Below are 24,149 nucleotides of genomic sequence, written 5' to 3' on the forward strand. Positions count from 1 at the left end.
GGCGGTTCTCGTTGTTGGACGTTGCTACGCCGCTCGCTTGTCCAGGGCCGCGGTCCGCCGGAGATCGAGCACGTCGGCGACCTCGTCCAGCCGGTCCGGGAACAGGTGCCCGTAGATGTTCAGCGTCATGGCCGCGTCGGCGTGCCCAAGCATCTGCTGGAGCACCTTGACGTCCGCACCGGCTGCAATCGCGAGCGACGCCGCGGTGTGGCGGAGCTTGTGCGGGGTCAGGCCCTCAACACCGAGCTTGGCCTCCTTCACCGCCGCGTTGAACTCCCGGACTCGCCAGTTGTTCGCCCGAAGTGAGTGCCCGCGCGCGGTGCGGAAGATCAGCTCGTTGGCCGGCCGGTTCCCCATGACCCGGCGCAGCTCGGGGACCAGGGACGCGGGGATCGGCACCGTGCGCCGCTTGCCCGTCTTCGGCAGGCCTTCATGCTGGACGCCGTTGACCTCGTAGAAGGTCGTCGCGACCCGGACCCGCCGCTTGTCGAGGTCCACCCGGCCGATGCGCAGAGCGGCAGCCTCACCCCACCGAAGGCCGGTGTAGGACAGGAGCAGGATCAAGGCCCGGTTGACGGCCGCCGAGGCGGTCGGCACGCCGTACTTGGTCGTAAGACCGCCCGCGGCGTCGGCGAGCTTCTCGATCTGCTCGTAACTCAGGTAGACGTGCTCGTTCTCGGGTCGGATGGGGAGCTTGACCCCGCGGGCCGGGTTGACCTGCAAGCGGCGGGGCACGCACCACTCCAGGACCATCGCGAGTACGCGGTAGGCATGCCGGGTCTGCGACGGGCCGAGCCCGCTGCCTTCCTCCGACTTCGGCTTGAGCAGCGCAGCCACCCACGTGGCGATGTCCTCGCGGTCCACCGCGTGCAACTGCATGTCGCCCCAGCGGGGAATGACGTGGTTGTCGAGGATGCCCCGATACTTCCACCACGTGGACTTCTTGAGGTCGTGGCGGGACTCCAACCACTTCTCCGCCATGTCGCCGACCGTCACCTTGCTGGCGGCCGGGTCGACGTAGGTGCCCGCGTTGAGGTCCGCTTCCAGCTCGGTCCGCCGGGCCTCAGCACGGGCCTTGCTCGGCGCGACCTCCGAACGGAGCTTGCCCGCCCGGTCGTAGTACTGCACGAGCCACCGCGACGGCGGTTGCCGCCCCTTGGCCTTGGCCCGTTTGACCGCCTCCTGGTAGTCCTTCTTCTTCGTACGGTCGTAGACCCATGCGCGAGCCATCAGGCCACCCCCTGCTGTTCGACCCAGGCGTCCACGTCCTCTGGGCGGTAGCGCACGTACTTGCCGATCCGCCGGCCTTGCGGCCCGTAGCCCTTGGTGCGCCACTGGTAGAGCGTGCCCTTGGGGACGCCGAGGTAGTCGGCCAGGTCCTCGATGGACAGGAGCTTGCGGGTCACGGCTTGTCCTCCTTTTTGGTCGCACGGTTGTCGCGTTTGCGCTGGTAGATGGCTTCGGCGAGTTCACGTTCGGCGTCGTCCGCGTGGCCGTTGCCGGTGTAGTTCCAGTGGTTGACCACGACCACCGAGCCGGGCTCGACGCCGAGGGCATGCAGGGCGGTGTGCTGCTGGAAGGCGCGGCGGTTACCACGGAGCTGGGTGAAGGTCAGCGAATAGCGCTGGCTCTTGGTCAGGAAGTGACCGCGGAAGCCGAGCATGTGCGCCCAGCGGCGGAGGAACGCGAGGTCGTCGTTGCCGCCGAGCTGCCAGGCCGCGCGGATCATCCGCTTGTGGTGGGGGTGCACGTCGAGGTGGTCGATGTGGCGTTCGGAGTGCACCCGCCGGTCCGGGGTCTCGCTGGTGGAGGTGCCCTTCGTGGCGTACTTGGCGATGTAGCCGGCCAGCGCCTGATCAGTGAGGTTGCCGTGCCGGTCCTCGACCTGGTCGGGTCGGTGGATCACGCGGATGTCGAGTTGCTGACCCCAGGTGAACGTGTGCTCCTCGGTCCGGCCGTCGAGGTCGAGCGTCTTGGTGACCTGCGCGGTCTGCGCGGCGGCGCGGACGGCATGCTCCAGCAGGTCGGCGTCGGCCCAGGCCGGGGCCGGGTCGTGGGGACCGTCGGGGCCGTCGAGGCGGATCACGGCGTGGAAGTGGACGAGTCCGCGGCGCTGGTACTCGGCGACCTTGGCGTACGACAGCCGGGCGTGCTGCGAGAAGTCCTTGACCCGCAGGCCGGCCGCGGTGGCCAGCTCCCGGCGCAGCCGGATGGTGAAGCGGTGCCACAGCTCCCCCGCGTGGCCCTGCCACAGCACCGCACCGCGGTAGTCGTAGGCGTCCGGGTCGATCGCGGTACCCAGGCGGGGGTCGTCGGGGTGGTGGAAGGTGCCGCACGAGCACGGCCGAGGCTTGCCATGCCGAGTCGTCGGCCGGGTGTGGACCGCGCCGAAACTCGGAGCGGTCAGTGTGACGAACAGCCGCGGCCTGTCCGCGACGTCGGTGGGGATGGTTTTGCCTCCGGCGACTCCGGCGCGGATGAGCTGGAAGGCGTCCCCGGCGTAGCGGTCGGAGCAGGCCGGGCACACCGAGGCGCGACGGTTGCCGCAGGGGGCGTAGATCGTCCCGGCATGCCGGTCGAGCACCGTGCCGGTGGAGCGGTCGATGAGCTTGCGGAAGCCGGAGAGGTGGACGGGTTTGAGGCATCCGCCGGTGGCCTCCACTCGTGCCCGCCAGGTGCGGTAGTCGGGTGCGCGAAGGCGGTGCTGGATGCGTGTAGCCAGGTCGGTGACCTCAGCGTTCACGAAAATGCCTCCTTGTCGTGCAGGGGGTGGAACGAGGGCGAGGGACGAGCCGACCGGTGGGGATGTCCGGCGGCCCGTCCCTCGCAGGGATGCGCGGAGCGGGAGGTGCTCTGCGCGGGTCAGGTGGTGACGGGGTGGTGGTTGACGCTGGTGTTCAGCTCGTCCAGCAGGGCGGTAAGCATCGCGTCGGGCAGTTTCACCGCGCCCGACAGGTCATCGGCGGTGACCGGGCGGCCAGCGCTGTGGGCGGTTGCGGTGGTGCGGGTGACCGACTCACGCAGCCCGGCCGGCAGTTTCGCCAGTGTCGATCCCCGCGCGGGTGGCGGGAGTGGACGCGGAGGCGGGGCCGGGGTGGTGGTCGGTACGGGTGCCGTCGTGGTTTCCGGTAGGGGCGTGGCCGGTGGTTCGGCCGGGGTGCTGGTGGCGGCGGGAGCGGGTGTGCGGCGCATGAGGAGCTTGACCACGACCAGGAAGCCGAGGGCGGGCATCGCGGCCAAGAGCCAGCCGCCGGGGGTGGGTTCGGCCAGGGCGACCTGGGCGGTCATCTGAATGCCGAATCCGGCTACCAGGACGACCATCGGGAACGTGATCCTGCGGGTGTTGCCGGCGTGGTGGTCGCGGCGGACCTCGAACCCGGCCACGATGGCGATGCCCTCGATGACCACGGCGTCGGCCCAGGCGAGCCACCCGGTTTGTCCGTGGTGGACGGCCCAGTCGTGGGTGTGGGTGAACCCGGCGGCCGCGCCGATCCCGCCCAGCACCACGGTTACCAGCACCCGCACCACCTCCACGAGACGAGTGCCGGTCCCCTTGAGGCTGTCCACCTTGGACACGGTGGTTCTCCTTTCGTCAGTAGGGCTTGAGCGCGGACCAGCGAGCGAGCAGGTTCCTGCCCTGCCTGGTGAGCCGCAGCGGCGAGACCGGCCGCCGGACCACTCCGTGCAGGCACGAGACCGTTTCGCGGGCGGGGCACCGTTCGACGTAGCGGCCCTGGAGGAGGGCGTGCACGGCGTCTTCGTCGCCCGCGATCCGCACCCGGTCGGTGTCCTCGAACAACACCACCCGGTCGGAGTCGTCCAGCAGCCCATACCGGCCGTCCTGCACCTCCGCCAGCACGTCCTGAGCCAATGCCGGGCTCATGACCGCCTTCGAGCGCTTACGCGGTCGCGGTGGCGGACAGGGCCGCGACGGGGCCGGGGCCTCGGTGGCCGGTGTGGTGAACAGCTCGAACTCGTCTTCCATCACGGCCTCCGGTCCGGCCGACCGGTGACCCATTCGTTGACCTCGTGCCGGTAGCCGGTGCCGTGTGCTCGCCACTCCCGGTACAGCCCGACCGTGATGACGGCCCAGATCGCGAGGGTGAGGGCGGCGGCGAGGGCGAAGGGCCAGAACCCGTGGATCAGGGCGCGTTCGATGAGCAGGGCGATGAAGGCGAGGCCGGTGATTTTGGTCCAGGACCACAGGAACCGCAGCGTGATCATGATCAGTACTCCTTGGCCAGTCGGTGATGGGGGCAGAACACGTGCTGCTCGCTGGTGGTGGACCAGCCGGGGTGGTTGGCGACCTCGTCTTGTAGGTCCCACCAGTCGACAAAGGACCGCAGGCCTTCGCCGGGGGTGTCGCCGCAGTCGCCGCAGCGCAGGAGGAACACCGGCTGGTATCTCCAGATCTCGGGTTCGTGGTCACGGGCCGCGGGACTTTGCTGGATCTTGACCCGCCAGCGTTCTTGCTCTCGCTCGGCGGCGGCCCAGTTTGGGTGCAGGATTCCCGACTCGGGGGAAACGGAGTCGTGGCACCACACGACGAGCAGGTAGTGCGGGGTGTCGATCACGGCTGGATAGCGGACGTCGATGAGCATCAGGCCACCACCCGCAGCTCGGCGCCGCGCCATCCGGCCCGCACGAACTCGACCAGTTCGTCCAGTTCGCGGTCGTCGACGTAGGCGGCGCGGACGCGCATGGGGACGCGGGAGCGCTGCCGGATGACGTAGCCGATGCCGGAGGTTTCCGGGGTGTTGGGGATTTCGTCGGCGAGGGCGCCGCGGAGGCGGGCGTTTTCGCCGAGCACCATGTCCACGTGCGCGGCGGAGGTGACGCGCAGGCAGACGCGGGTGGTGAACAGGTCCCGCACCGGCACGGTGTCCTTGGTGGGTTCCTGCACCAGCCCGACCATGGAGTGGCCGGTGGCGCGGCCCTGGGAGCCGACAAGGGCGAGCTGCCGTTTCAGGCCGCGGGCGGCGGAGGCGTCGCCGTAGGCGAGCAGGGCGCCCATCTCGTCGAGGATCAGCAGGTTCAGCGGCGTGACCGGGGAGGGGCTGATCTTGCGTGTGCCCTGGTCGGCCAGGCCGCGTTGGGTGGCCTGCATGTCGGCGACGTAGTCGTCGACCAGTTCCATGCAGGTGGCGTCGTCGGCGGCGTAGCGGTGGGCGATGCCGGCGAGTTTGGCGGATTCCATCTGTTTGGGGTCGCAGATCCACAACCTGACGGCGCCGTCCCGGATCAGCGGGGCCAGCCCGCGGAGGAGGGCGTTGACCACCGAGTTCTTGCCCGCACCGGTCGCCCCGGCGACGAACAGGTGCTGCCCCAGCGCGGAGAGCCGCCAGTCGCCGCCGTACTCGGTCTCGCCGACGTAGAGGTTGGTCAGCTCGATCGCGTCGGAGTCGTAGACCAGCTCCGGGGCCTCGATGACCTCGGTGAACGGCTCGGACCGCTCCACCACCAGGGCGATCACCCGGGGCTTGACCCGCTCGAGTGCGATCCGCTCGACCTTGAGCGCCTCGGTCAGCTCGGGCAGCCGGGCCTCGAACTGCCGCAGGTGCTGGCCGGGGTGGAGCTTGACGTAGAGGGTGTCCACGCTCGGGGAGTAGGAGCGGATCCGGATCAGGCGGGGGACGTGCAGTTCGCCGGTCTTGCGGTTGGTGGTGAACAGGTCGCAGGCGATCAGGGCGTTGCGCCAGCGCGGCCCGAGGTAGGTGATCCAGCGGCGCCGCCAGGCCCGCAGCCGGGGTGCGGCGAACCGGTCGAAGGTGTCCGGATGCGCCCGATACCACGCACCCAGGCCCGCCGCGGTGCCGCAGACGATCCCGCCGGTGGTGGTCCACCCGAGTTCCAGCCCCGAGGCGGTCAGGGCGGCCGGGGTGAGCACGCTGCCCGGGTGCCGGCCGAGCCAGGCGGCGGCCTTGACCTCAGCACCCTTGGCCCGCTTGGAGAATTCCGAAGCCATGATGATCCCTTCCGAGAACGAAAAGAGAGGGACCGGCCCGCCACCGTGGGTGTGGTGGTCAGGCCGGTCCCTGCTGACGTGTGTGGTGTTGGGTTAGTCCTTGATCGCGGAGCGGGAGTCGGACAGTGCGACGGTGAGCTTGGCGACGGCTTTGGCCATGCGGTCGTGGTGGCCTTTGAAGCCCTCTCGCCGCACCGGAATGCCCTTGATCGCCTGCCGCAGCTGCCGCATCGCGGCGTCCACGGCATCTAGTGCGCGGTCTACTTGATGACCTGCCATCGGTCAGACCCTCCACTCGCGGGAGACCAGCTCGGTCTCGTACTTCTTCGCCACCGCCCGCAGCCGCTCCAGCTCATCGACCGCCTGGGACCGGTAGCCCTTCAACTCGTCCTGGGTGGCCACCGCCCACCCGGTGCCCTCGTGCTTGTCGTCCACCTTCTCGATCAGTCCGGTCAGGCCCTCCAGTGCTTCCAGCACCAGGTCCATCGCGGTCACGAAATTGCCGTAGCGGTCCCGAGCGCGCCGGTTGATCGCCTCGATCTGCATTCAGTTCCCCTTTCCCGCCGCGTATTCCGCTGCCGAGGTCAGGTCAGCCACCAGGAAACGCACCGCGTTGCTCACGGTCACCCGCGTTTCGCGATCCGGCTGTGTTGCGGCAAAACGTTCATACGCTGCAGTCGCGGCCGCGATGATGTCCCGAATTTCGGAGATCACGAGTCACACCTTCCACTGACAGGCGCACACGCGGCACGTGGCGATCCTTGCGGTGGACAGAAACCAGTCACCGTGGCCGTTCGGGCAGGTCATCGCGCCCTCCGCTGCGGCCCGTGCGGATCGAACGTGGACAACCCGCCCGGGGTGTCCTCGTCCTTGCCAGACCAGTAGTCACCATCAATCCAGTCTCGATTACGCATCTCCTTACCCCAATCACGTGTTGTGGTAGGACCCCAAGACCCCCGGACGGAAAAGCCGGGAATCAAGGCGCGCCACCACAAAAGGCGCGAATTTAGGCATGGATCGGCCCACTGTGTAATTCTCAAACAACAGGAAAGCGCGCTGGCCCGACTCGAACGGGCAGCCGCCCACACGGGCAGCGCTCCAGGATGTTGATCTGCGAGGCCCGGGGAGGAAGACCCCGCGACCGGTCACCCGCCGGTCAGTGCGGGGCTACGCGGCGGACGACAGACCGCGCTGCCCGGCAGGCTTCAACCCGTCGGCCTTGAACCACAGGCCGGAGGCGGTGATGCGCCCGTTGTCGTCCCGCATCTCGTAGGTGTTGAGGACCGGGTTGATCAGCTCCACGTAGCCGCCCTCGTCGAACCCGTCACCCGGGTCCGCCGGGAGGTTGACGCGGATCTCCTCGCCCTTGCCCGGACGCTTGCCCGGCTGCGCGATCGGCTTGGCGAACAGCACCACCACGAACTGCACCTCACCCTGACGGTTGGTCACCGTCTCCAGCTCCCCGGTGCGCGGGTTCTCCCGCATCTTCACCGTCGGCGCTTCCGTCACCATCAGCCGGTAGTTCCCCAGGTTGATCGAGATGTCCTGCATTGCTGTCGTCCTCCAAGTGCCAGCCTCGGAGCTGGTGTAGGCCCCCTAAACTCCCGAGGCGTGCTGATGTTTGTCGTCGTTGAGGGGGTCTAAACACGAACATAGGCACCCTCGCGCCTACTGTCAAGGGGGACTAAACTTCGGCTGCATGGAGAGTGAGAGCGAGTTCGAGAGCGTCCGCCGGGACCCGGACCCGATCCGGCGGGGCCAGCGGGCGTCCTCGCTGCTCATGCTCTACCAGCAGCGCGCCACGGAGCTTGCTCGCCTGCGTAAGGCCGCGATCGAAGAGGCGCACCGCGAGCGAGGGATGAGCTATACCGAGATCGCAGCAGCGCTGGGGATCACGAAGGGGCGGGTCACCCAGATCCGGAGCACCGCGCCTCCGCGTGAGCGGGCGTTCTTCGGCGTCGGTCCGGTCAGTGTTGGCGTTCCGTACCGCTACCAGACGACTGACCGCGAACGTCCCTTGATCGCTGCCGAGGATGCCCGGACCGGTGAAGAGCTGGAACGGCTGCTCGACAGCTTGGCGCTTGCCGTCACCCGGTACCAGATCGAGCCAGACCGGGAAGAGCCGCCGGCTGGTGACTCCGTGGTTGTCTGTGGTCCCAAGTCGGCACCGGTTGGCGCGGACCTGATGTCGCGTGACCCGGTTTTGGGGATGGTCGAGGCGGATGGACGCTGGTGGATCGAGCACCGCCCGACAGGGGAGCGGTACGGGTCGCCGAGTGACGAGTCGGAGCCCCAGTCCGCGGATGTGGCGTATGTGGCGCGCCACCGTCAGGAGGGACGTGTGATCGTCCACATCGCGGGCATCCATGGAATCGCCTCCCTGGGGGCCACGCACTACCTGACCGCGCACCTCGCCGAGGTGTTCGGGCAGGTGGGGGACAAGAGCTGTTCCCTGGCGGTGCGCGCGACATACGAAGGACTGACCATCACCGGCAGCGAACTTGCCGCCGGTCCGTACGTCTGGTGAGTGATGCGAGTAGCCACGGCCCAGCTCCCGCCCATCGAGGACAGCGACGACAAGATCTTCACCACCCCGAACGCTGTCATCGTGCTTGATGGAGCGTCGGCGTTCGTGCCGGTGCCCGTGCCCGCCTCGACCTACGCCGACGAACTCGGCCGGCAGATCGTCGCGTGCTTGACCGAGCAGCCGGACGCCGAGCTGCAAGGGGTGCTCGCCGAGGCGATCGCGCTGACGGCCAAAGCGCTTGAACTGGAGCCCGGGAGGTCGCCCTCCAGCACCGTGACGATGCTCCGGCAAACGAATGGCGTGGTCGATCTCCTGAGCCTGGGCGACAGCGTAGCCATCCTGCCCGACGAGGTTCTCACGGACGAGCGGATGGATGAACTGGACCTTGCCCCGCGACGTCAGTATCGGCAGCGTTTGGCGGAGGGCGGGGGATACGACGAGGCCCACCGTGCTTTGCTGCGCCAGCTGCAGACTCAGCAGGGGGAGCGCCGGAACCGACCCGGGGGGTTCTGGATCGCGGAAGCATCACCGGAAGCCGCTCACCATGCGCTCGTCGAGCATCGGCCGGTGTCGGCGGTGCCCTGGGCAGTCCTCGCTACTGATGGCGCGTACAACACGATGACCCACGTTGGCCTCACCGACTGGGAGAGGATCGCGGGCGCCAGTTCCGACGAGCTTGCCCGCATCCTGGACCGCTGCCAGCAGTGGGAACGCGACAAGGACCCGCATGCACGCAAGTTGCCGCGCGCTAAGCGACATGACGATAAGGCGATCGCAGCTGTGCAGCTCAGTCCGTAGAGCCGGGGGAATCGGCGTACCAGCGTTGCCAGAACGTGGGCATGTCGGTAAAGGTCTCTTCTGCTTCCTGCGCGATCCAGGACCAGCGAACAACCTCTAGGTTTTCGAGGTCGGTGTGCACGCAGAAGCACGTGCTTGCGCCGTCATCACCGAAGCCGATCAAGGTTCGCGGGAGCATCTCCATCTGCCAGGCTCTCAGGTTGTCGGAGACGATTACCTTGCACGACCACGCGGGCCGCCACTGGCCCCTCAAGTCCTCAAACCCGTTGGCGAAGGCCAGAAACTCTCGCAGGTGCGGCGGCAGCCCTATGCCCAAAGCGCGCTCTGTCCTCGCAAGCTCAGAGGCCGACACACCCTCGCTCAGCCGCAATCCCCACTGGTCAACCTTCAAGATCGCGGCCCAAGCAGTCACCCGCAGATCATCTCCTGAACCTCGCTGCGGCCGCTAGGGGCTTGAGCTCGCGTGTTCAGAGTTTCCTTACTTGTTCAAGGCGGCCCCTGCGGGGCCGCTGATCCGGCCCTCATCCTGTCGAACCGCCAGACGCGGGCGTGCGGCTGGCGCCGGTCCCGCGTGGCGGTTCGACGGAGGCCGGGCGGCCCCGCAGCCGCCGCAGAAGGAAGAAGAAAGATGCCCTCGCCGGGCAGGCAGGCTCCGGGATGACCGGGGGAGTGCAGGCCCGGTTGCGCTGGCAGGGTGGGCGCTTGGTGGTCATCCCGTCGCCTGATCTGATGGCTATCACGCCACGCCGGGGCCGCAAGGTTGGCAACTTCGGCCGGCGGCTTAGCACGGAGGTTGCGGCCCCAACGCGGCGTGATCGAGACGCCATCAGGCGACGGGATGACCACCAAGCACTTTCGGATCGGATAACGGTCAAGTCCGTTGGCTGCTTATAGCCCACGCAACTCTTCCATGCGGGCGTCTATCATATCGTCGATATAAGGTGACGCCATCTCCTCAAAAATCTCGTCCGCAAGTTCTTCGCAATTTCGTTGGATTTCGTCGAGGTCTAGAAGATCGAGAACCTTTGCTTGCCCGTCGACTATCTCAATTCCCAAGGGGAGGCGACCCTCTGGAAGTTGACGTAGCGACCAATTTCCCGAGTCGCCAGGCACAGCATAGCCGCCATCCAAAACTGCCTCGTCGAGGTGCTCCAAGCTATTTCGAAGAAATCGAAGCAGATCGCTTTCCTTGTCTCTTATTTCGCCACGGGCTTTGAGCATGCGCGTCGCCCACTTTTCGAATTGCTGCGTGGAGACCAGGAGTAGGTGCTGCTCGACCCATGCCGCATCCAACCGCTTCGTGACGCTCTCGGGCGGCAAACCCTGAGACGCTCGCTCGTCCACGGTTGCCCGGCCCAAGGAGTCCCTAAGGCGCTCCGCCTGCCGAAGAGCACCATACGCCCATCGCTCAGCGAACGATCGGGCCATGACATAGTCGTAGTCGTCTTCCTCTGCGCTCATCTCTCCCCCTACGGCCCGACCATTCTAAGCCCTGGATGAATAGTGATTGCGAACCGCTTTTGCAACTCAGCCAGCCCGCCAGGCAAACCAAGAACGAGGCTGTTTTCGTCATGAAGCTCAACGAGCTTACGGTAAATTGCTTCTACAAGATCACCCAACGATCGTAGATCCACCCAAGTCGCATTGAATTTGCTGCAATGGGCAAGTTGGCCGTCCCACTTGACCTTTGGAAGACGAACGAGCGGCGCACCCGGATCCGAGCTCGCATCGAGCAGAAAATGGTGCGTCAACTGCTCGCGCAAAATGACGTTCTTGATTTTCGGCGCGTTTATTAAACCATAGTTGTGGGCAAAACTGCATCTCAACGCCCATAATGCTTGCGCTTCAAGAAAAGAAATCTCAGGGGCATACAGGCTAAGCGCGTTCACGAAATCGGACGCTGGCTGTTTTAGTTCAACGCTCCGAATTCTGTAGCATTGGCCAATTTGGTCAAGCAACACCATGTAGCCAAGGGCGCCTAGCCAATTCCCAATCTTATCAATCGTCGCAGGATCAACATTGCCCGATTCGACGTCACGCCCAGTTGCCGACCGGGCGTCTCGCAAACCCGCCATAAGACAGGAAACCCAGTGGGGCTCCAACGGTGATCTTGCTGGCTGATACCTCAGCAGCGCACTGATGGTCTCTCGCTCGGACCAGTTGACGGAACCCACGTCCCATCATCGCGTAACGCAGTCGCGATGTTACGTTTCGCGTACAGAAGTCGACGCGCACAAGCACTGTTGTTTGTGTCTGCCAACTCTCGAGGTAGCGACAGCTGGAGGCTGGCAGCAACAACGAACCGCGCATGCCACATTCGTGCAACACGCCACCCGCAGAGGACGGCAGACGACAACGCTCGACGAGCAGCCCATTCGCAGGTCAGCGACGCTGCGACCGGTCCGCCGCTGGTCGACACAGACCCGAATAAGGTCAAGGGGTCGCAGGTTCAAATCCTGTCATCCCGACGGTCGGATGGAGCCCGCTGGCTCTGGGTGGAAGCCCAGGTCAGTGGGCTTTTTCGTATTCCTTTCACATTAGCCCCGCCTCGTCGATTTCAAGATCAACAGGGGTGTGCAGGAGCGATTCTGGAGTGGATCATGCTTCCGGCGGCAAATGGGGTCGCCTAACCGCTCCTCCTCGGCTGCTCCCTGGGCAACGGTTGTGAACGTGCTCGAACAGCCCGGCCAGAGGGTGGGGAACAACCCGGCGTTCGGCGCTATGGTCAGCGCCGCCGGCGGGGCGGACAAGGTGGCCGGCTACTTCCGTACTGCCGCCGGGAGATCGCCGAGCCGGGGCCGGTGACCCGCGTACTGGCGACGGTCAAGTCGGCGAGCCAGGGGCAGGCAGGTCGTCGTCGTCGCTGACCGGTCCCTGACTCACTCCTTGCGCAGCGACCGGCGGATCTCTTCGAGCTTGTCCCGCGCCGCCCGGTCCCGCTCGGCGATCTGCTCCTCGATCGAGGTGGTCTCGGGGGCCAGTTGGATGCTGCCGTCGGCGACCGCGGCGCGGCGTTCGATCCGGTCGCGCACGTAGTCGAAGGTCTGTACACCGCCCTCGGTAGTCGGTGGGGATCGGCTGCACGAGCTCGCCCTCGAGCATCCGCACTCCTTCGCCGGATCCTGCGACCAGTCTGCCACTCGCGGTCTCCCACACCTTGAACGCGCATATCGCGCAGATCACTTGCGCGTTTTGCGCAGTGAGACATAGAGTTGCGCGTACAACGCAGTCCGGGCGCGCCCCCGCCCCGGGCTTTCCGCACGTTCAAGGAGGAGCGTCGTGGCGGTTCCCATCAAGCGCCGGCTCGAAGCGATCCCGGGCGGGATGATGATCGTCCCGCTGCTGGTCGGCGCCGTGCTCTACACCCTGGCCCCGGGCACGGGAAAGTTCTTCGGCTCGTTCACCGGCGCCCTGTTCTCCGGTTCGCTGACGATCCTCGCCGTGTTCTACGTCTGCATGGGCGCGGGCATCGAGGTCAGGTCGACGCCCTACATCCTGAAGAAGGGCGGCGCGCTGTTCGCGGCGAAGGTGCTGGCCTCGGTGATCGTCGGGATCATCCTCGGCCGGCTGCTCGGCGAGCTGCCGATCAGTTCGGGCGCGTTCGCCGGCCTGTCCACCCTCGCCGTGGTCGCCGCGATGAACGACACCAACGGCGGCCTCTACATGGCGCTGATGGGCCAGTTCGGCAAGGGCAAGGACGTCGCCGCGTACTCGATCATGACCATCGAGTCCGGCCCGTTCCTCACCATGCTCACCCTCGGCGCGGCGGGCCTGTCCGCGTTCCCGTGGCAGACGCTCGTCGGAGCGATCCTGCCGCTGCTGGTGGGCATGCTGCTGGGCAACCTCGACCCCGAAATGCGCCAGTGGCTGGGCCGTGCCGTCCCGGTGCTCATCCCGTTCTTCGCGTTCGCGCTCGGCTCCAGCATCGACCTGAAGTCGGTGTGGCGCGCGGGCCTGCTCGGCATCGGGCTCGGCGTGTTCGTCTTCCTGGTCACGGGTGCGGTGCTGCTGCTCGCGGACAAGTTCACCGGCGGGAACGGCGTCGCGGGCATCGCGGCCGCCTCCACGGCGGGCAACGCCGCGGCGGTACCGGCGATCGTCGCCTCGGCGAACCCGGCCTACCACGCCGCGGCGGCGCAGGCGACGATTCTGGTGGCGGCCTCGGTGGTGGTGACGTCGTTGCTGGTCCCGTTCGCCACCGCCTGGTTCGCCGCCCGGGCCAGGGCGAAGGAGGAACGCGTGGCCGAGGAGGCGAAACCGTGAGCGACCGGCTCGTGATCGTCGCCGACGACCTCACCGGCGCGGCCGACGCCGCGGCCGCCTACGGGCCGTCCGCCGGCGTCACGGTGTCGCTCGACGCGTCGGCCCCGTTGCCGGACGCCGAGATCGTCGCCGTCGACACCGACAGCAGGCATCGCGGCCCCGCGTTCGCGGCCGCGGCCGTGACCGCCGCGGTGCGCGCCGCGGCCGCCGCCGGCATCCCGGTGTACAAGAAGATCGACTCGACGCTGCGCGGCAACATCGCCGCCGAGGTCGGTGCGGCGCTGCGCGAACTCTCCGCGACCGCGCTGCTCGCGCCCGCGTTCCCGGGCACGGGCCGGACCGTGACCGGTGGCATCCTGCGGGTCAACGGCGAGTCGCTCGGCGACTTGCGCAAGCTGTTCCACGAAAGCGGTTTGCGCACCGCGCTGATCCCGCTCGAGACAGTCCGTCGTGGACCGTCCGAAGTGGTCGCCGCCTATCGCGCCGCGGACGCCGACGTGATCTGCGCCGACGCGGAAACCGAGCACGACCTGGCGGTGCTGGCCGCCGCCGGGGCGGCGCTCGGGCCGGACGTCCTGCTCGTCGGCTCGGCCGGACTGACCCGGGTGGCGGCCCGCTCTCGCGGCACCGGCGCCCGGGCGTTCCCGCCGCCGGCGCCGGGTTCCGTGCTCACCGTGCTCGGCAGCTACTCGGGGCCGGCCCGCGAGCAGCGAGCCGCGCTGATGGCCTCCGGTGAGGTCACCGCGGTCGCGGTCGCGGTCGCGGCGCCGTTCGGTCCGCCGCAACAGGACCGCGCGCTCGCCCAGCTGTCCCATGCGGACGCGGACCTGCTGCTCGTGCCCGATCCCGCCGCGGCCGTCGAGCGCCGCAACGCCGCCGCCGTGGCCGCCGCGCTCGCCGCCGTCGCGGGCCGGTATCTCGCCGCGCACCGGGAAACGTTGGCAGGCCTCGTGCTCACCGGCGGCGAGACCGCCCGGGCCGTGCTGCTCGCCGCGGGCGTCACCCGGTTCGAGGTGCTGGGCGAGGTCGAGCCCGGCGTGGTCCGCGCCCGGGTGCCCGGGCTCGGCGGCCTGCCGCTGATCACCAAGGCGGGCGCGTTCGGCGAGCCGGGCACGCTCGACCGCGCTCGCCGCACGCTGCACCTGCCGGCCGCGCACGCCGCGGCCGCGCGCTGACGAAGGAGGAAGGACTTTCCATGGCACGTCCCATCGTCGCCATCACCATGGGGGACGCCGCGGGCGTCGGCCCGGAGGTCGTGGTCAAGGCACTGGCCGAGGAGCAGCTCTACGCCTCGTGCCGCCCGCTCGTCGTGGGCGACGCCGCGCGGCTGCGCAAGGCCGTCGAGATCACCGGCGTCGCGCTGACGGTCGAGGCCGTCGGGTCGCCGGAGGAGGGCGGGTACCGGGCGGGCGTGATCGACTGCCTGGACCTGGGCGTGATCCCCGAAGACCTGCCCTTCGGCACGTTGTCGCCGGTCGCGGGCGACGGGGCGTACCGGTTCGTCAAGGTCGCCACCGAACTCGCCGTCGCGGGCCGGGTGCAGGCGATCTGCACGGCACCGCTGAACAAGGAGGCGCTGCACGCGGCCGGGCACAAGTACCCGGGGCACACCGAGTTGCTCGCCGCGCTCACCGGCACGCCCGAGGTGTCGATGATGCTCGCCGCGCCGAAACTGCGCGTCGTGCACGTGACGACCCACATCGGGCTGGTGGACGCGGTCGCCAGGATCGAGCCCGGCCTGGTCGCGCGCACCATCCGGCGCGGGGACGAGACGCTGCGCAAGTCCGGCGTCGCGCGCCCGCGCATCGCGGTGTGCGGGATCAACCCGCACGCCGGCGAGAACGGGCTGTTCGGGCACGGTGAGGAGGAGGAGAAGGTCGCGCCCGCGGTCGAGGAGTGCCGGGCCGAGGGGATCGACGTCACCGGGCCGCTGCCGGCGGACACGGTGTTCTTCCGCGCCGTGCGCGGGGACTTCGACCTGGTGGTCGCGATGTACCACGACCAGGGGCACGGCCCGGTGAAGGTGCTGGGGCTCGACGCCGGGGTGAACATTACGATCGGCCTGCCGGTGATCCGCACCAGCGTGGACCACGGCACGGCGTTCGACATCGCGGGCACCGGAAAGGCCGATGCGGCCAGCATGCTGGAGGCGCTGCGGCAGGCGGTCGAGCTGGCGCCGGAGGCGAAGGAGGAGCAGGCGTCGTGAACGCGAGCACGCGGCGAGCCGCGATCCGGGACCTGCTGCGGACGAGGCCGGTCGGGGTCGACGAGCTCGCCGTGCGCTTCGACGTGACCGCGTCGACCATCCGCCGTGATCTCGCCATGCTCACCGAGGCCGGCGAGATCGTGCGCACCTACGGCGGCGCACTCGCCCCCGGCGGCGACGAACAACCGTTGCACGAGCGCGAAACGATGGCCGGCGTCGAGAAGGCGGCCATCGCGCGCGAAGCCGAGAAGCACATCGAACCGGGACAGCTGCTGTTCTTCGACGCGGGCACGACGGTCGGGGCGCTGGCTGCGCGGCTGACCGGCTGGCGCGGGATCAGCGTCGCCTCGACGGGCCTGACCACGATCAACGCGCTTGCCGACGCGGAGGGCGTGGAGCTCATCGCGCTCGGCGGCGTGGTGCGGCACATCAGCCAGGGGACGGTGGGGCCACTGACGGAGCTCGCCCTGACGCGGCTGACCGCCGACGCGGTGTACCTGAGCGGCGACGGCGTGACCGCGGAGCGCGGCGTGTGCGAGGCGAGCGCCGAGCAGGCTGCCGTGAAGCGGCGGCTGATCGAGCAGGCCGCGGCGGTCTTCGTCCTCGCCGACGCGAGCAAGCTCGGCCGAGCCGGCTCGCACTGGTGGACGCCGCTGCCCGCGCGATGGACGCTGATCACCGACGCGTCGGCGACCGAGCAGCAGCTCGCGCCGTTCCACGCCCTCCCCGGCGTGACGGTCGTCGTGGCTGAGGGGTAGCGGCGAGGCCGGGGCGAGCGGTAGCGGGGGAGGGCTGGGGCGAGGCAAGCGCGGCAGGCCGGGGCTGTGCAGCCCGATCGCCCGGGTGGCGACGCGCCACTGCCCGTCCGCCACCTGCGGCTGGTCCGGCTGCTGCGGGTGCCTGCCCGCGGTCGGTCTCCCGTTGCTCGCTTGGCGAGTGGCGTTGCTTTGCGCCTCACGGCGGCTGGTCCCTCCGCCGTGGGTGCCGTGCCCGCGGTCTCCCGTTGCTCGTTTGGCGAGCGGCGTTGCTTTGCGCCTCACCGCGGTCGGTCCCGTCGCCAACCAGTGGCGTCCGTTGTGCGCCTGCCGAACGTTGCCGCTCCGCCACCACCCGCGGCTCGTCCCGTCGCCGCCGCCGCGCGGGTGTCGCGCAGCCCGAGCACCCGGCCGGCGAAACGCCGCCGCGCCCGCCGCCCGGGTGCCGCCCGCCGCTCCGCCACCCCCCGCGGCTCCTCCCGTCGCCGCCGCCGCGCGGGTGTCGCGCAGCCCGAGCACCCGGCCGGCGAAACGCCGCCGCGCCCGCCGCCCGGGTGCCGCCCGCCGCTCCGCCACCCCCCGCGGCTCGTCCCGCCGCCGTCCGGGTGCCGCCCGCCAGCGGTATCCCTTGCCCCAGGCGGACGCTGCTGCACCACCCGTCACGTGCGGCTCGTCCCGCGCCCCTGGCCCCCCTGCCGACGGCCGCGCCCCGTGCCCGTCTGGCGACCGCCGCGCCCTGGCCCCTGCCGACCGCCGCGGCCTGGCCCCTGCCGACGGCCGCGCCCCGTGCCCGTCTGGCGACCGCCGCGCCCTGGCCCCTGCCGACCGCCGCGGCCTGGCCCCTGCCGACCGCCGCGGCCCCACAGCTCGTCCCGCCGCCACCGCCTCATGCCTGCCATCCCCGGTCCCGCAAGCGCGGCCCCGCCCCGGCCCACGCCCGCACACACCCTCCGGGCGCCCGGCCCTCCCCGGCCGAGCCTTGCCTTCGGGCTAGCGACGGGTTACCTTACGCCTAACCAGCATTCACCTAACGAGCGAAGGTGCTCAGCGTGCAGACGACTAGCGAGACGAGTGCGGGCACGGTCTCCGGCTCGGCCTACACCCGCCGCGAACGCGGCATGATCATTACGGCCGCGGTGAGCGGTTGGGGCCTGGAGTACTTCGACCTCGTCATCCTGTCGCTGCTGGCGAGCAACGTCGCGAGCGACTTCCACGTCTCCACCGCGGCGGTCGGCGGGGTGTTCACCGCACAGCTCGCGGCGACGGCGGTCGGCGGTGTGCTGTTCGGCTGGCTCGCCGATCGTTACGGCCGCCGCCGGGTGCTGACCTGGACGATCTGGATCTTCGCGATCGGCACCGGGCTCGGCGCGCTCGCGCCGAACTTCGGGATCTTCGTGCTGCTGCGGATGGTCGCCGGCATCGGTATCGGCGGGGAATGGGCCACCGGCTTCTCGCTGCTCAACGAAGCGTGGTCGCCGAAGCGCCGCGGGTTGGCCGGCGGGGCGGTGCAGGCCGCGATCTGGCCGGCGTACGCGATCGGGATCTTCGTCGCCGGCGCGGTGCCGAGCTGGCGATGGGCCTTCGCGATCGGTGCGGTCCCGGCCCTGTTCGCCGTCGTCATCCGGTTCTTCTGCCCGGAATCCAAGCAGTGGCAGGAACTGCGCCGCGCCCGCGCGGCGGGCGAGCTGCCGCCGGACGACCGCCAGGACTCGATGCGCCGCCTGTTCCGCCGGGGCAACGTGCGGCTCGTCGTGCTCGGCACGTTGCTCGTCTTCGGCGCGCAGTACTCCTACTACGTCTACTCGTCCTGGATGCCGACCTTCCTCAAGACGGGCCTGCACCTCGGCGCGAGCGGCACACAAACCGTGCTCTACGTCAGCGCCGGCATCTCGCTGGTGTCCTACCTGGCCGCCGGCGCGCTGGGCGACCGCTGGGGCCGGAAGCGCTCGCTGCTCGCCTTCGCCGCCGTGCAACTCGTGGCGTTCGTCGCCTTCGCGGTCTTCATCGCCGCGCACGCTTCGGTCGGTGCGGTGATCATCGCGTACTACGTGATTTCGTTCGGACTGGGCTATTTCGCCATCTTCGGCGCGTGGTTCGGCGAATTGTTTGCCACGCCGATCCGCGCCACCGGTTCGAGTTTCTGCTACTCCGTCGGGCGCGGCATCGCGAGCTTCGGCCCCGGGCTCGTCGGCTTGCTCGCGGCGAAATTCGGCCTGGGCGGCGGAATTTCCACCGGCCTGTTCGCCGTCGCGGCGATGATGGTCACCGCTCGTTTCCTCACCGACCGCTCCGGCCGCGCCATCACGGCCTCGGAATGAGTTAAGGATCCGTTTAGGAATGCAGCTCTGGAGGACCCTCGCCGACGAAACACTGGTCGCCGAGGCACGCGAATTCGCCCGAACCCACGTCGCCCCCGTCGCGGCCAAGCTCGACCGGGAAGATCTGTATCCGCTCGATCTCGTCCGCCTCACCTCGGACCACGGCTGGAACGCGATGACACTGCCGGCCACCTACGGCGGTGGCGGGCGGCCGATGACGGACCTGCTGGCGGTCATGGAAGAACTGTCGGTGCACAGCCCGATTCTCGGTATCTCGCTGATCACCATCTTCCAAAGTCAGAAGTGCATCGAGATGTACGGCCAAGAGTCGCTCAAGCGCCGTTACCTGCCGCACTACGCGGACGGGCTCCCCGCGTCCTTCGCGCTGACCGAGGACGGGCACGGCAGCGACATCCGTTACCTCGACACGAAAGCGCGCCCCAGCGACGGGGGCTGGGTGCTGTCCGGAGAAAAGGCGTTCATCACCTCGGGCGCGGCGGCCGAGCTGTTCGTGGTGCTCGCCGAGACCGAGCACGGCGTGTCGACCTTCGCGGTGCCGAAGGACGCCGCCGGGGTGTCGACCTACGAAGGTGAGCACGCCGAGACGTTCGGGCTCCGCAACGGGCCGCACGTGAACCTGGTGCTCGACGACGTCGAGGTCCCGGAAGACCACTTGATCGGCACCGAGGGCCGCGGGCTGAAGCAGGTGATGGTGACGCTGGCCAACTCTCGCACGCTGGCCGCGGGCATCAGCCTCGGTATCGCACGGGCGGCGTTCGAAGACGCCCTCGGCTACGTCAACGAGCGCACCGCGTTCGGCACCACCGTGCTCGACTTCCAGGGCATCCAGTGGTACTTCTCGCAGCTCGCGGCGGAGATCGACGCGGCACGACTGCTCACCTACGAGGCCGCCCGGGATCTCGACGCGGGCCGCGACATCGCACGATCGTCCTCCGAGGCGAAGATGCTGGCCGCGTCCCTCGCGACGCGCGTCGCGGCCACCGCGGTGCAGGTGTGCGGGGCGCACGGCACGCGCGAGTCGCAGCCGTTCGGGCGATATCTCCGGGATGCCAAGGCGTACGAGGTGGCGGGTGGCTCCGCCGAGGTCCTGAAGAACACCGTGGCCAAGACCCTGGTCAAGGCCGTCCGGGCGAAGGAGGATTGATGTTCGCCGCCACCTTGCAGCGACGGTGCGAGGCGTCGGGGGACGCGCCGTTCGTGCTCCACGGTGACCGGACGGTGACCTGGCGCGAGCTGTTGGAGGTCGTCTCGCGGACCGCGACGCTGCTGCACCGCAACGGCGTCCGCCACGGCGACCGGGTGTTGCTGGCCTGCGGCAACAACCCCAACTTCCTGTACCTGTGGTTCGCGTTGCGCTGGGCGGGTGCCACCTGCGTGCCGCTGCACAACCAGTCCACCCCCGAGCACGTGCGCCGGATCGTCGCGGACGCGGGCATCACGTTCGCGACCGGCGACGCGGAGGCGCTGGCGCGGCTGCGGGAAGGCGAGGCGTGGGCCGGCGCGGGGCACGGCTTCGCCGACGCCGAGGAGCTCGAGAAGTCCGTCGTGGACTTGCCGCCGCTGCCCCGGGCGGACGCCGAGCCCGGCGACGAGTGCAGCCTGCTCTACACCTCGGGCACCACCGGACCGCCGAAGGGCGCGGTGATCTCCGACAACGCGTTCGTCGCCGGCGGCCGGGAGCTGGCCGAGGCCATCGGCATCACCGCCGAGGACCGGATCCTGCTCGCCCTGCCGTTGTTCCACACGAACCCGCAGGTCTACGGCGTGATGACGGCGATCGCGACCGGCTGCTCGCTGGTCCTGGTCGAGCGCTTCGAACCCGCGCGGTTCCTCGAGCAGGCGGTCCATTATGGAGCAACCGGCTTCACCTACGTCGGCACGATGCTCGCGATGCTCACCCGTGCGCTGCCCGAGCGGATCCCCGAACACCGGCTGCGGTTCTGCACGGGGGGCGGGGCGCCGATCGAGTTGTGGAACGTGATCGAGGACCACCTCGGCGTCGACGTGCACGAGCTGTACGGCATGACGGAGACCGGCGGCTGGGTGACCGCGAACCGCGCGGGGGAGCGGCGGCGCGGCACCTGCGGCACGGTCCGGCCGGACATGGAGCTCGCCGTGCTCGGTCCCGCCGATGAACCCGTGCCCGCCGGTGAGCCGGGGGAGATCTGCGTGCGCCCGTTGCGGCCCGCGGTGCTGTTCGACGGCTACCACGGCAAGGCGGAGCTGACCCTGCGGAAGTTCCGCAACCTCTGGTTCCACACCGGTGATCAGGGGTTTGTCGACGAGAACGGCTACCTGCACTTCCTGGGACGGCTCGACGACATGATCCGCCGGGGCGGCGAGAACATCCGCCCGGCCGACGTCGAAGCCGTCCTCGCGGAACACCCGGCGGTCGAGGAGGTCGCCGTGGTGGGGGTGCCGGACGAGGTGATGGGCCAGGAGGTGCGGGCGGTCGTGGTGACGAACGGCGACTTCGACCCGTGGGCGCTCGCCGAGTTCCTCACCGGGCGGTTGCCGAAGCTGGCCTGGCCGCGCTATGTCAGCGTGCGCGACGCGCTGCCGAAGACGGCGACGCAGAAGATCCAGGCCGCGCGCCTGCGCGTGCTCGAAGCCGGCGACATCGATCTGCGGGAGGCGCGACGGTGAGTGGTGGCGTGCGATGGGAAAGCACCGGCGGCGTCGCGCTCGTGACGCTGGACAACCCGGGGCGGCGCAACGCGATCGACGCGGCGCTGGCCGCCGGGTTGGCCGACGCGTGCGACGCGATCGACGCGGACGCGACGATCGGCGCCGCCGTGCTCCGGGGCGCGGAAGGCTACTTCTGTTCCGGTGGCGACCGCGACGAACTCGCCGAGATTTCGGCTGCCCCCGTTTCGGACGCCGGGATGTCGGCCACCCAGCGCATCTACGACGCGTTCCTGCGCGTAGGCCGGCTGCTCGTGCCGACGATCGCGGCGGTACGCGGCGGCGCGGTCGGCGCCGGGGTCAACCTCGCACTCGCGGCCGATGTCCGGGTGGTCGCGGACGACGCCGTCCTCGCCTCGGGTTTCACCAGGCTCGGCGTGCATCCGGGCGGTGGCCACTTCGCGTTGCTGAACCGCTTCGCCGGACCACAGGCAGCGGCCGCGCTGGGTGTGTTCGGCGAGACCGTGGACGGGGCGTCCGCGGTGCGGCTCGGGCTGGCCTACGACAGCGTCCCCGACGACCAGGTGGAGGACCGCGCCCTGGCCTTGGCCCAGGTGGCGGGCAAGGATCCGGCATTGGCGCGCGCGACGATCAAGAGCCTGCGCACCGAGGCCGGGCCGCCCGCGGTCAGCTGGCCGGCCGCCGTCGCGCTGGAGCAGAGCGTGCAGCCGTGGTCGTTCGCGCGCAAGGGCGGTCCGGGCTGGTCGGCGCGCGGCGAACGCGGCGACGGCCGCTCCCGCTAGCCGGCCAGCTCGGGCGCCGTCAACGCGGCCAGCGCCAGGCCGGCGGTCCATTCCGCCAAGCGCGGCGCGCCGGCGAACCGGGACGACCGGGCCACCGCGTGGATCAGTTCCATCACCGACCTGCTCGCGGTCTGGGCGACCTGCTCGGACAGCTCGGGGCGCAGCGCGCGCACGGCCCGCACCCAGTAGTCCAGGTAGCGCTGCCGGTCCTGGCGAACCTGGCGGCCCAGCTCGCGCGGGATGTGGTGCGCCTCGGTCATCCACACCGAGATCCGGTCGCGGTCGGCCAGCGCCGTGCGCACGTGCGCGCTGACCAGCAGCTCCAGCACCTTCGCCGGGTCGTCGCCGGTGGCCAGCGCGCGGGCGCCGCACCAGCACAGCTCGTCGGCCGTCTCCTCGATGAGTGCGGTGAGGAGCGCCGCCTTGCTGGGGTAGTGGCTGTAGAGGGACGGGCCCGCGATGCCGATCGCGTGGCCGATGTCGTCGATGCCGACCGCGTGGTACCCGCGCGTGCGGAACAGTCGGGCCGCCCCGGCGAGGATCTCTGCCCGGCGGCCGGTAGCCGCTTCGTGGGCCCGTTCGACGGCGCCGAGCTCGAGCAGCTCCGGCGGTGGCGGCGGCGCCAGGAGCGTGGCGAGCACCAGGGTCTCGAGGGTGGGCGCCTGCGCCCGGAGGCGTCTGCGTGGCAGCACGGGGACGCAGTTGAGCAGGCCGAGCGCGGCGCGGATGCGGAACTCGCTCTGCCCGGCGTCGAGTTCGGGGCGTACTTCGCGCAGCACGCGGCTCCACAGCCCGACGCCCTCGACGCGCACGGCGATCAGCTCGTCGCGCACCTCGGCCGGCAGGTGGTGGGCCTCCTGGTGCCACAGGCCGACGACATCGGGGCGCTCCAGCACCACGGCCACCACCGTGGTGGTGAGCCGCCGCAGCACTGTTTCCGGGTCGCCGCCCTCGGCGAGGGCGAGCATCTCGCGGTCGCGCCAGGTGAGCACCATCTCCCGGATCGGCTCGGAGAGCAGGACCTTCTTGCCGGGGAAGTGCTTGTACACCGCGGACGCGGTGATGCCCACCTGGTCGGCCACGTCGGCCACGGAGACCCCGCCGAACCCACGCTCGCGGAACAGCCGCGCGGAGGCAGCGAGCAGGTCGGCGCGGCGGCCGGCCGACCGAGTACCCACCTGACCTCCAAGACGTGCGGAACACCCCGACTCTACCGCCACGATGACGTGGCGCCGAGAATCGGGGAGCGACGCGGTCTCAGTTCTCAAAGGACAGTCGTGGCCCGGGTTCGGTGTCTTGTCTGCGGTGGACTTGTTTCGGGTGCCGGTCGCCCCGTCGGCGGTGACGGCAGGCAACTGCTCCTGGGAGCCGGGGTACCGGTTGACGAGCGCCCACGCCTGCCGAGGCGGGGATGTCCCGTACCCCGGCGCCGTCGTAGCCGAGCTTCGACAAGGCCGCGATCGCCGGATTCAGGACGCGGCGCGGATGTCCGCCGAGATTCGGCCCCTCGGCGCGAATCTGGCTTCACCGAAAATTGGCCCCCACCTACGACCGGGTCCCCAGACGCCTTCTGTACGTCATACCGCCGTTGCCTCTGGGACCACGGGCTCACGGGACTTCGCCCGACGCAGGATGGCCAGCACGTCCCGCGGGGCTAGCCGCCGCCTTCACACTGTTTGGGTGGAGCAAGTCTGGAGCAGGCCTGGGCGCGCAGGAGCAGGAGCGAAAGCGGAGCGGCGGATGGTCGCGTGGTGCGTTGAACCGTCCTCAACGGGCCGCAACCGTCCCACGATGTGCAGGGCATTCTCTGTTCCCACTGGTCGGTGGCTTACCCGGGCGACACTGGGGGAGAGGTACTTGCCGTGGGC

The 24,149-nt window shown here is 69.6% G+C and carries 27 protein-coding genes; 10 read left to right on the forward strand and 17 right to left on the reverse strand.

Translation table 11 applies throughout. The annotated features are described in order from the left end of the window. Positions 1–24 precede the first annotated feature (24 nt). From FB470_RS21350 to FB470_RS21405, 12 genes are all read right to left on the reverse strand, one after another. A complete protein-coding gene (locus tag FB470_RS21350; protein WP_306994126.1) occupies positions 25–1,230 on the reverse strand; it encodes a tyrosine-type recombinase/integrase in 1,206 nt (401 codons plus the stop codon). Further along, positions 1,230–1,406 (reverse strand): helix-turn-helix transcriptional regulator, encoded by a 177-nt coding sequence (locus FB470_RS21355; protein ID WP_306994128.1) that lies wholly within the window; start codon positions 1,404–1,406, stop codon positions 1,230–1,232. Before FB470_RS21355 ends, FB470_RS21350 begins: the two co-directional genes overlap by 1 nt. Beyond that, the gene (locus tag FB470_RS21360; RefSeq protein WP_370876690.1) at positions 1,403–2,749 is read right to left on the reverse strand and encodes a replication initiator; all 1,347 of its coding nucleotides are present in this window, start codon (positions 2,747–2,749) and stop codon (positions 1,403–1,405) included. The genes FB470_RS21355 and FB470_RS21360 overlap by 4 nt, the downstream gene beginning before the upstream one ends. Positions 2,750–2,862: 113 nt before the next feature. Continuing rightward, positions 2,863–3,576 carry a DUF2637 domain-containing protein gene (locus FB470_RS21365; protein ID WP_306994131.1) on the reverse strand — a complete coding sequence of 238 codons (714 nt, stop codon included), beginning with the start codon at positions 3,574–3,576 and terminating at the stop codon, positions 2,863–2,865. Positions 3,577–3,592: 16 nt separating this feature from the next. Then, positions 3,593–3,985 carry a hypothetical protein gene (locus FB470_RS21370; protein WP_306994132.1) on the reverse strand — a complete coding sequence of 131 codons (393 nt, stop codon included), beginning with the start codon at positions 3,983–3,985 and terminating at the stop codon, positions 3,593–3,595. After that, positions 3,985–4,224 carry a hypothetical protein gene (locus FB470_RS21375; RefSeq protein WP_306994134.1) on the reverse strand — a complete coding sequence of 80 codons (240 nt, stop codon included), beginning with the start codon at positions 4,222–4,224 and terminating at the stop codon, positions 3,985–3,987. Before FB470_RS21375 ends, FB470_RS21370 begins: the two co-directional genes overlap by 1 nt. Before the next feature lie 2 nt (positions 4,225–4,226). Continuing rightward, positions 4,227–4,601 carry a hypothetical protein gene (locus FB470_RS21380; RefSeq protein WP_306994135.1) on the reverse strand — a complete coding sequence of 125 codons (375 nt, stop codon included), beginning with the start codon at positions 4,599–4,601 and terminating at the stop codon, positions 4,227–4,229. After that, a complete protein-coding gene (locus FB470_RS21385; RefSeq protein WP_306994137.1) occupies positions 4,601–5,965 on the reverse strand; it encodes an FtsK/SpoIIIE domain-containing protein in 1,365 nt (454 codons plus the stop codon). Before FB470_RS21385 ends, FB470_RS21380 begins: the two co-directional genes overlap by 1 nt. Before the next feature lie 93 nt (positions 5,966–6,058). Next, positions 6,059–6,208, reverse strand: a complete 150-nt coding sequence (locus FB470_RS21390; RefSeq protein WP_306994139.1) for a hypothetical protein — start codon at positions 6,206–6,208, stop codon at positions 6,059–6,061. Positions 6,209–6,247: 39 nt separating this feature from the next. Further along, positions 6,248–6,511 (reverse strand): hypothetical protein, encoded by a 264-nt coding sequence (locus tag FB470_RS21395; RefSeq protein WP_306994140.1) that lies wholly within the window; start codon positions 6,509–6,511, stop codon positions 6,248–6,250. Then, positions 6,512–6,679 carry a hypothetical protein gene (locus FB470_RS21400; RefSeq protein ID WP_306994142.1) on the reverse strand — a complete coding sequence of 56 codons (168 nt, stop codon included), beginning with the start codon at positions 6,677–6,679 and terminating at the stop codon, positions 6,512–6,514. A 453-nt stretch (positions 6,680–7,132) separates the two neighbouring features. Then, positions 7,133–7,516, reverse strand: coding sequence for a hypothetical protein (locus FB470_RS21405; RefSeq protein WP_306994143.1), 384 nt, complete (start codon positions 7,514–7,516; stop codon positions 7,133–7,135). Between the two features lie 148 nt (positions 7,517–7,664). On the opposite strand from FB470_RS21405, the gene FB470_RS21410 reads away from it, so the two are divergent. Both FB470_RS21410 and FB470_RS21415 read left to right on the forward strand, forming a co-directional pair. After that, the gene (locus FB470_RS21410; RefSeq protein ID WP_306994144.1) at positions 7,665–8,492 is read left to right on the forward strand and encodes a hypothetical protein; all 828 of its coding nucleotides are present in this window, start codon (positions 7,665–7,667) and stop codon (positions 8,490–8,492) included. Positions 8,493–8,495: 3 nt separating this feature from the next. Continuing rightward, positions 8,496–9,290 carry a hypothetical protein gene (locus tag FB470_RS21415; RefSeq protein WP_306999418.1) on the forward strand — a complete coding sequence of 265 codons (795 nt, stop codon included), beginning with the start codon at positions 8,496–8,498 and terminating at the stop codon, positions 9,288–9,290. Here the strand turns inward: FB470_RS21415 and FB470_RS21420 are convergent. The 4 genes from FB470_RS21420 to FB470_RS21435 form a co-directional block, all read right to left on the reverse strand. Beyond that, positions 9,280–9,702 carry an SMI1/KNR4 family protein gene (locus FB470_RS21420; RefSeq protein WP_306994146.1) on the reverse strand — a complete coding sequence of 141 codons (423 nt, stop codon included), beginning with the start codon at positions 9,700–9,702 and terminating at the stop codon, positions 9,280–9,282. The genes FB470_RS21415 and FB470_RS21420 overlap by 11 nt on opposite strands. A gap of 476 nt (positions 9,703–10,178) precedes the next feature. Beyond that, a complete protein-coding gene (locus tag FB470_RS21425; RefSeq protein ID WP_306994148.1) occupies positions 10,179–10,751 on the reverse strand; it encodes a hypothetical protein in 573 nt (190 codons plus the stop codon). A gap of 8 nt (positions 10,752–10,759) precedes the next feature. Beyond that, a complete protein-coding gene (locus tag FB470_RS21430) occupies positions 10,760–11,464 on the reverse strand; it encodes a hypothetical protein (protein ID WP_306994150.1) in 705 nt (234 codons plus the stop codon). Between the two features lie 705 nt (positions 11,465–12,169). Beyond that, positions 12,170–12,322 carry a hypothetical protein gene (locus FB470_RS21435; protein ID WP_306994151.1) on the reverse strand — a complete coding sequence of 51 codons (153 nt, stop codon included), beginning with the start codon at positions 12,320–12,322 and terminating at the stop codon, positions 12,170–12,172. A gap of 247 nt (positions 12,323–12,569) precedes the next feature. On the opposite strand from FB470_RS21435, the gene FB470_RS21440 reads away from it, so the two are divergent. The 8 genes from FB470_RS21440 (at position 12,570) to FB470_RS21475 (ending at position 22,281) form a co-directional block, all read left to right on the forward strand. Continuing rightward, positions 12,570–13,553 (forward strand): 2-keto-3-deoxygluconate permease, encoded by a 984-nt coding sequence (locus tag FB470_RS21440; protein WP_306994152.1) that lies wholly within the window; start codon positions 12,570–12,572, stop codon positions 13,551–13,553. After that, a complete protein-coding gene (locus tag FB470_RS21445; RefSeq protein WP_306994154.1) occupies positions 13,550–14,728 on the forward strand; it encodes a four-carbon acid sugar kinase family protein in 1,179 nt (392 codons plus the stop codon). Before FB470_RS21440 ends, FB470_RS21445 begins: the two co-directional genes overlap by 4 nt. A gap of 20 nt (positions 14,729–14,748) precedes the next feature. Then, complete coding sequence (gene pdxA, locus FB470_RS21450) at positions 14,749–15,759, forward strand: 4-hydroxythreonine-4-phosphate dehydrogenase PdxA (RefSeq protein WP_306994156.1); 1,011 nt, start codon at positions 14,749–14,751, stop codon at positions 15,757–15,759. Continuing rightward, on the forward strand, positions 15,756–16,517 hold the full coding sequence (locus FB470_RS21455) for a DeoR/GlpR family DNA-binding transcription regulator (protein ID WP_306994158.1): 762 nt from the start codon (positions 15,756–15,758) through the stop codon (positions 16,515–16,517). Before pdxA ends, FB470_RS21455 begins: the two co-directional genes overlap by 4 nt. A 1,046-nt stretch (positions 16,518–17,563) precedes the next feature. Beyond that, positions 17,564–18,832 (forward strand): MFS transporter, encoded by a 1,269-nt coding sequence (locus FB470_RS21460; protein WP_306994160.1) that lies wholly within the window; start codon positions 17,564–17,566, stop codon positions 18,830–18,832. 19 nt (positions 18,833–18,851) lie between these two features. Beyond that, the gene (locus tag FB470_RS21465) at positions 18,852–19,997 is read left to right on the forward strand and encodes an acyl-CoA dehydrogenase family protein (protein WP_306994162.1); all 1,146 of its coding nucleotides are present in this window, start codon (positions 18,852–18,854) and stop codon (positions 19,995–19,997) included. Then, complete coding sequence (locus tag FB470_RS21470) at positions 19,997–21,499, forward strand: class I adenylate-forming enzyme family protein (RefSeq protein ID WP_306994163.1); 1,503 nt, start codon at positions 19,997–19,999, stop codon at positions 21,497–21,499. The genes FB470_RS21465 and FB470_RS21470 overlap by 1 nt, the downstream gene beginning before the upstream one ends. Positions 21,500–21,507: 8 nt before the next feature. Next, complete coding sequence (locus tag FB470_RS21475; RefSeq protein ID WP_306994165.1) at positions 21,508–22,281, forward strand: enoyl-CoA hydratase-related protein; 774 nt, start codon at positions 21,508–21,510, stop codon at positions 22,279–22,281. Here the strand turns inward: FB470_RS21475 and FB470_RS21480 are convergent. Beyond that, positions 22,278–23,459 carry a TetR/AcrR family transcriptional regulator gene (locus FB470_RS21480; protein WP_306994167.1) on the reverse strand — a complete coding sequence of 394 codons (1,182 nt, stop codon included), beginning with the start codon at positions 23,457–23,459 and terminating at the stop codon, positions 22,278–22,280. The two genes, FB470_RS21475 and FB470_RS21480, sit on opposite strands and share 4 nt — an antisense overlap. Positions 23,460–24,149: the final 690 nt, after the last annotated feature.

The sequence above is a fragment of the Amycolatopsis thermophila genome (genome assembly GCF_030814215.1).
Lineage (GTDB): Bacteria > Actinomycetota > Actinomycetes > Mycobacteriales > Pseudonocardiaceae > Amycolatopsis_E > Amycolatopsis_E thermophila.

Coding starts and splice junctions, on each gene's coding strand:
- FB470_RS21410 (WP_306994144.1), top strand. CDS start 7,665: ATGGAGAGTGAGAGCGAGTTCGAGAGCGTCCGCCGGGACCCGGACCCG.
- FB470_RS21380 (WP_306994135.1), bottom strand. CDS start 4,601: ATGCTCATCGACGTCCGCTATCCAGCCGTGATCGACACCCCGCACTAC.
- pdxA (WP_306994156.1), top strand. CDS start 14,749: ATGGCACGTCCCATCGTCGCCATCACCATGGGGGACGCCGCGGGCGTC.
- FB470_RS21395 (WP_306994140.1), bottom strand. CDS start 6,511: ATGCAGATCGAGGCGATCAACCGGCGCGCTCGGGACCGCTACGGCAAT.
- FB470_RS21385 (WP_306994137.1), bottom strand. CDS start 5,965: ATGGCTTCGGAATTCTCCAAGCGGGCCAAGGGTGCTGAGGTCAAGGCC.
- FB470_RS21465 (WP_306994162.1), top strand. CDS start 18,852: ATGCAGCTCTGGAGGACCCTCGCCGACGAAACACTGGTCGCCGAGGCA.
- FB470_RS21470 (WP_306994163.1), top strand. CDS start 19,997: ATGTTCGCCGCCACCTTGCAGCGACGGTGCGAGGCGTCGGGGGACGCG.
- FB470_RS21370 (WP_306994132.1), bottom strand. CDS start 3,985: ATGGAAGACGAGTTCGAGCTGTTCACCACACCGGCCACCGAGGCCCCG.
- FB470_RS21415 (WP_306999418.1), top strand. CDS start 8,496: ATGCGAGTAGCCACGGCCCAGCTCCCGCCCATCGAGGACAGCGACGAC.
- FB470_RS21425 (WP_306994148.1), bottom strand. CDS start 10,751: ATGAGCGCAGAGGAAGACGACTACGACTATGTCATGGCCCGATCGTTC.
- FB470_RS21375 (WP_306994134.1), bottom strand. CDS start 4,224: ATGATCACGCTGCGGTTCCTGTGGTCCTGGACCAAAATCACCGGCCTC.
- FB470_RS21405 (WP_306994143.1), bottom strand. CDS start 7,516: ATGCAGGACATCTCGATCAACCTGGGGAACTACCGGCTGATGGTGACG.
- FB470_RS21350 (WP_306994126.1), bottom strand. CDS start 1,230: ATGGCTCGCGCATGGGTCTACGACCGTACGAAGAAGAAGGACTACCAG.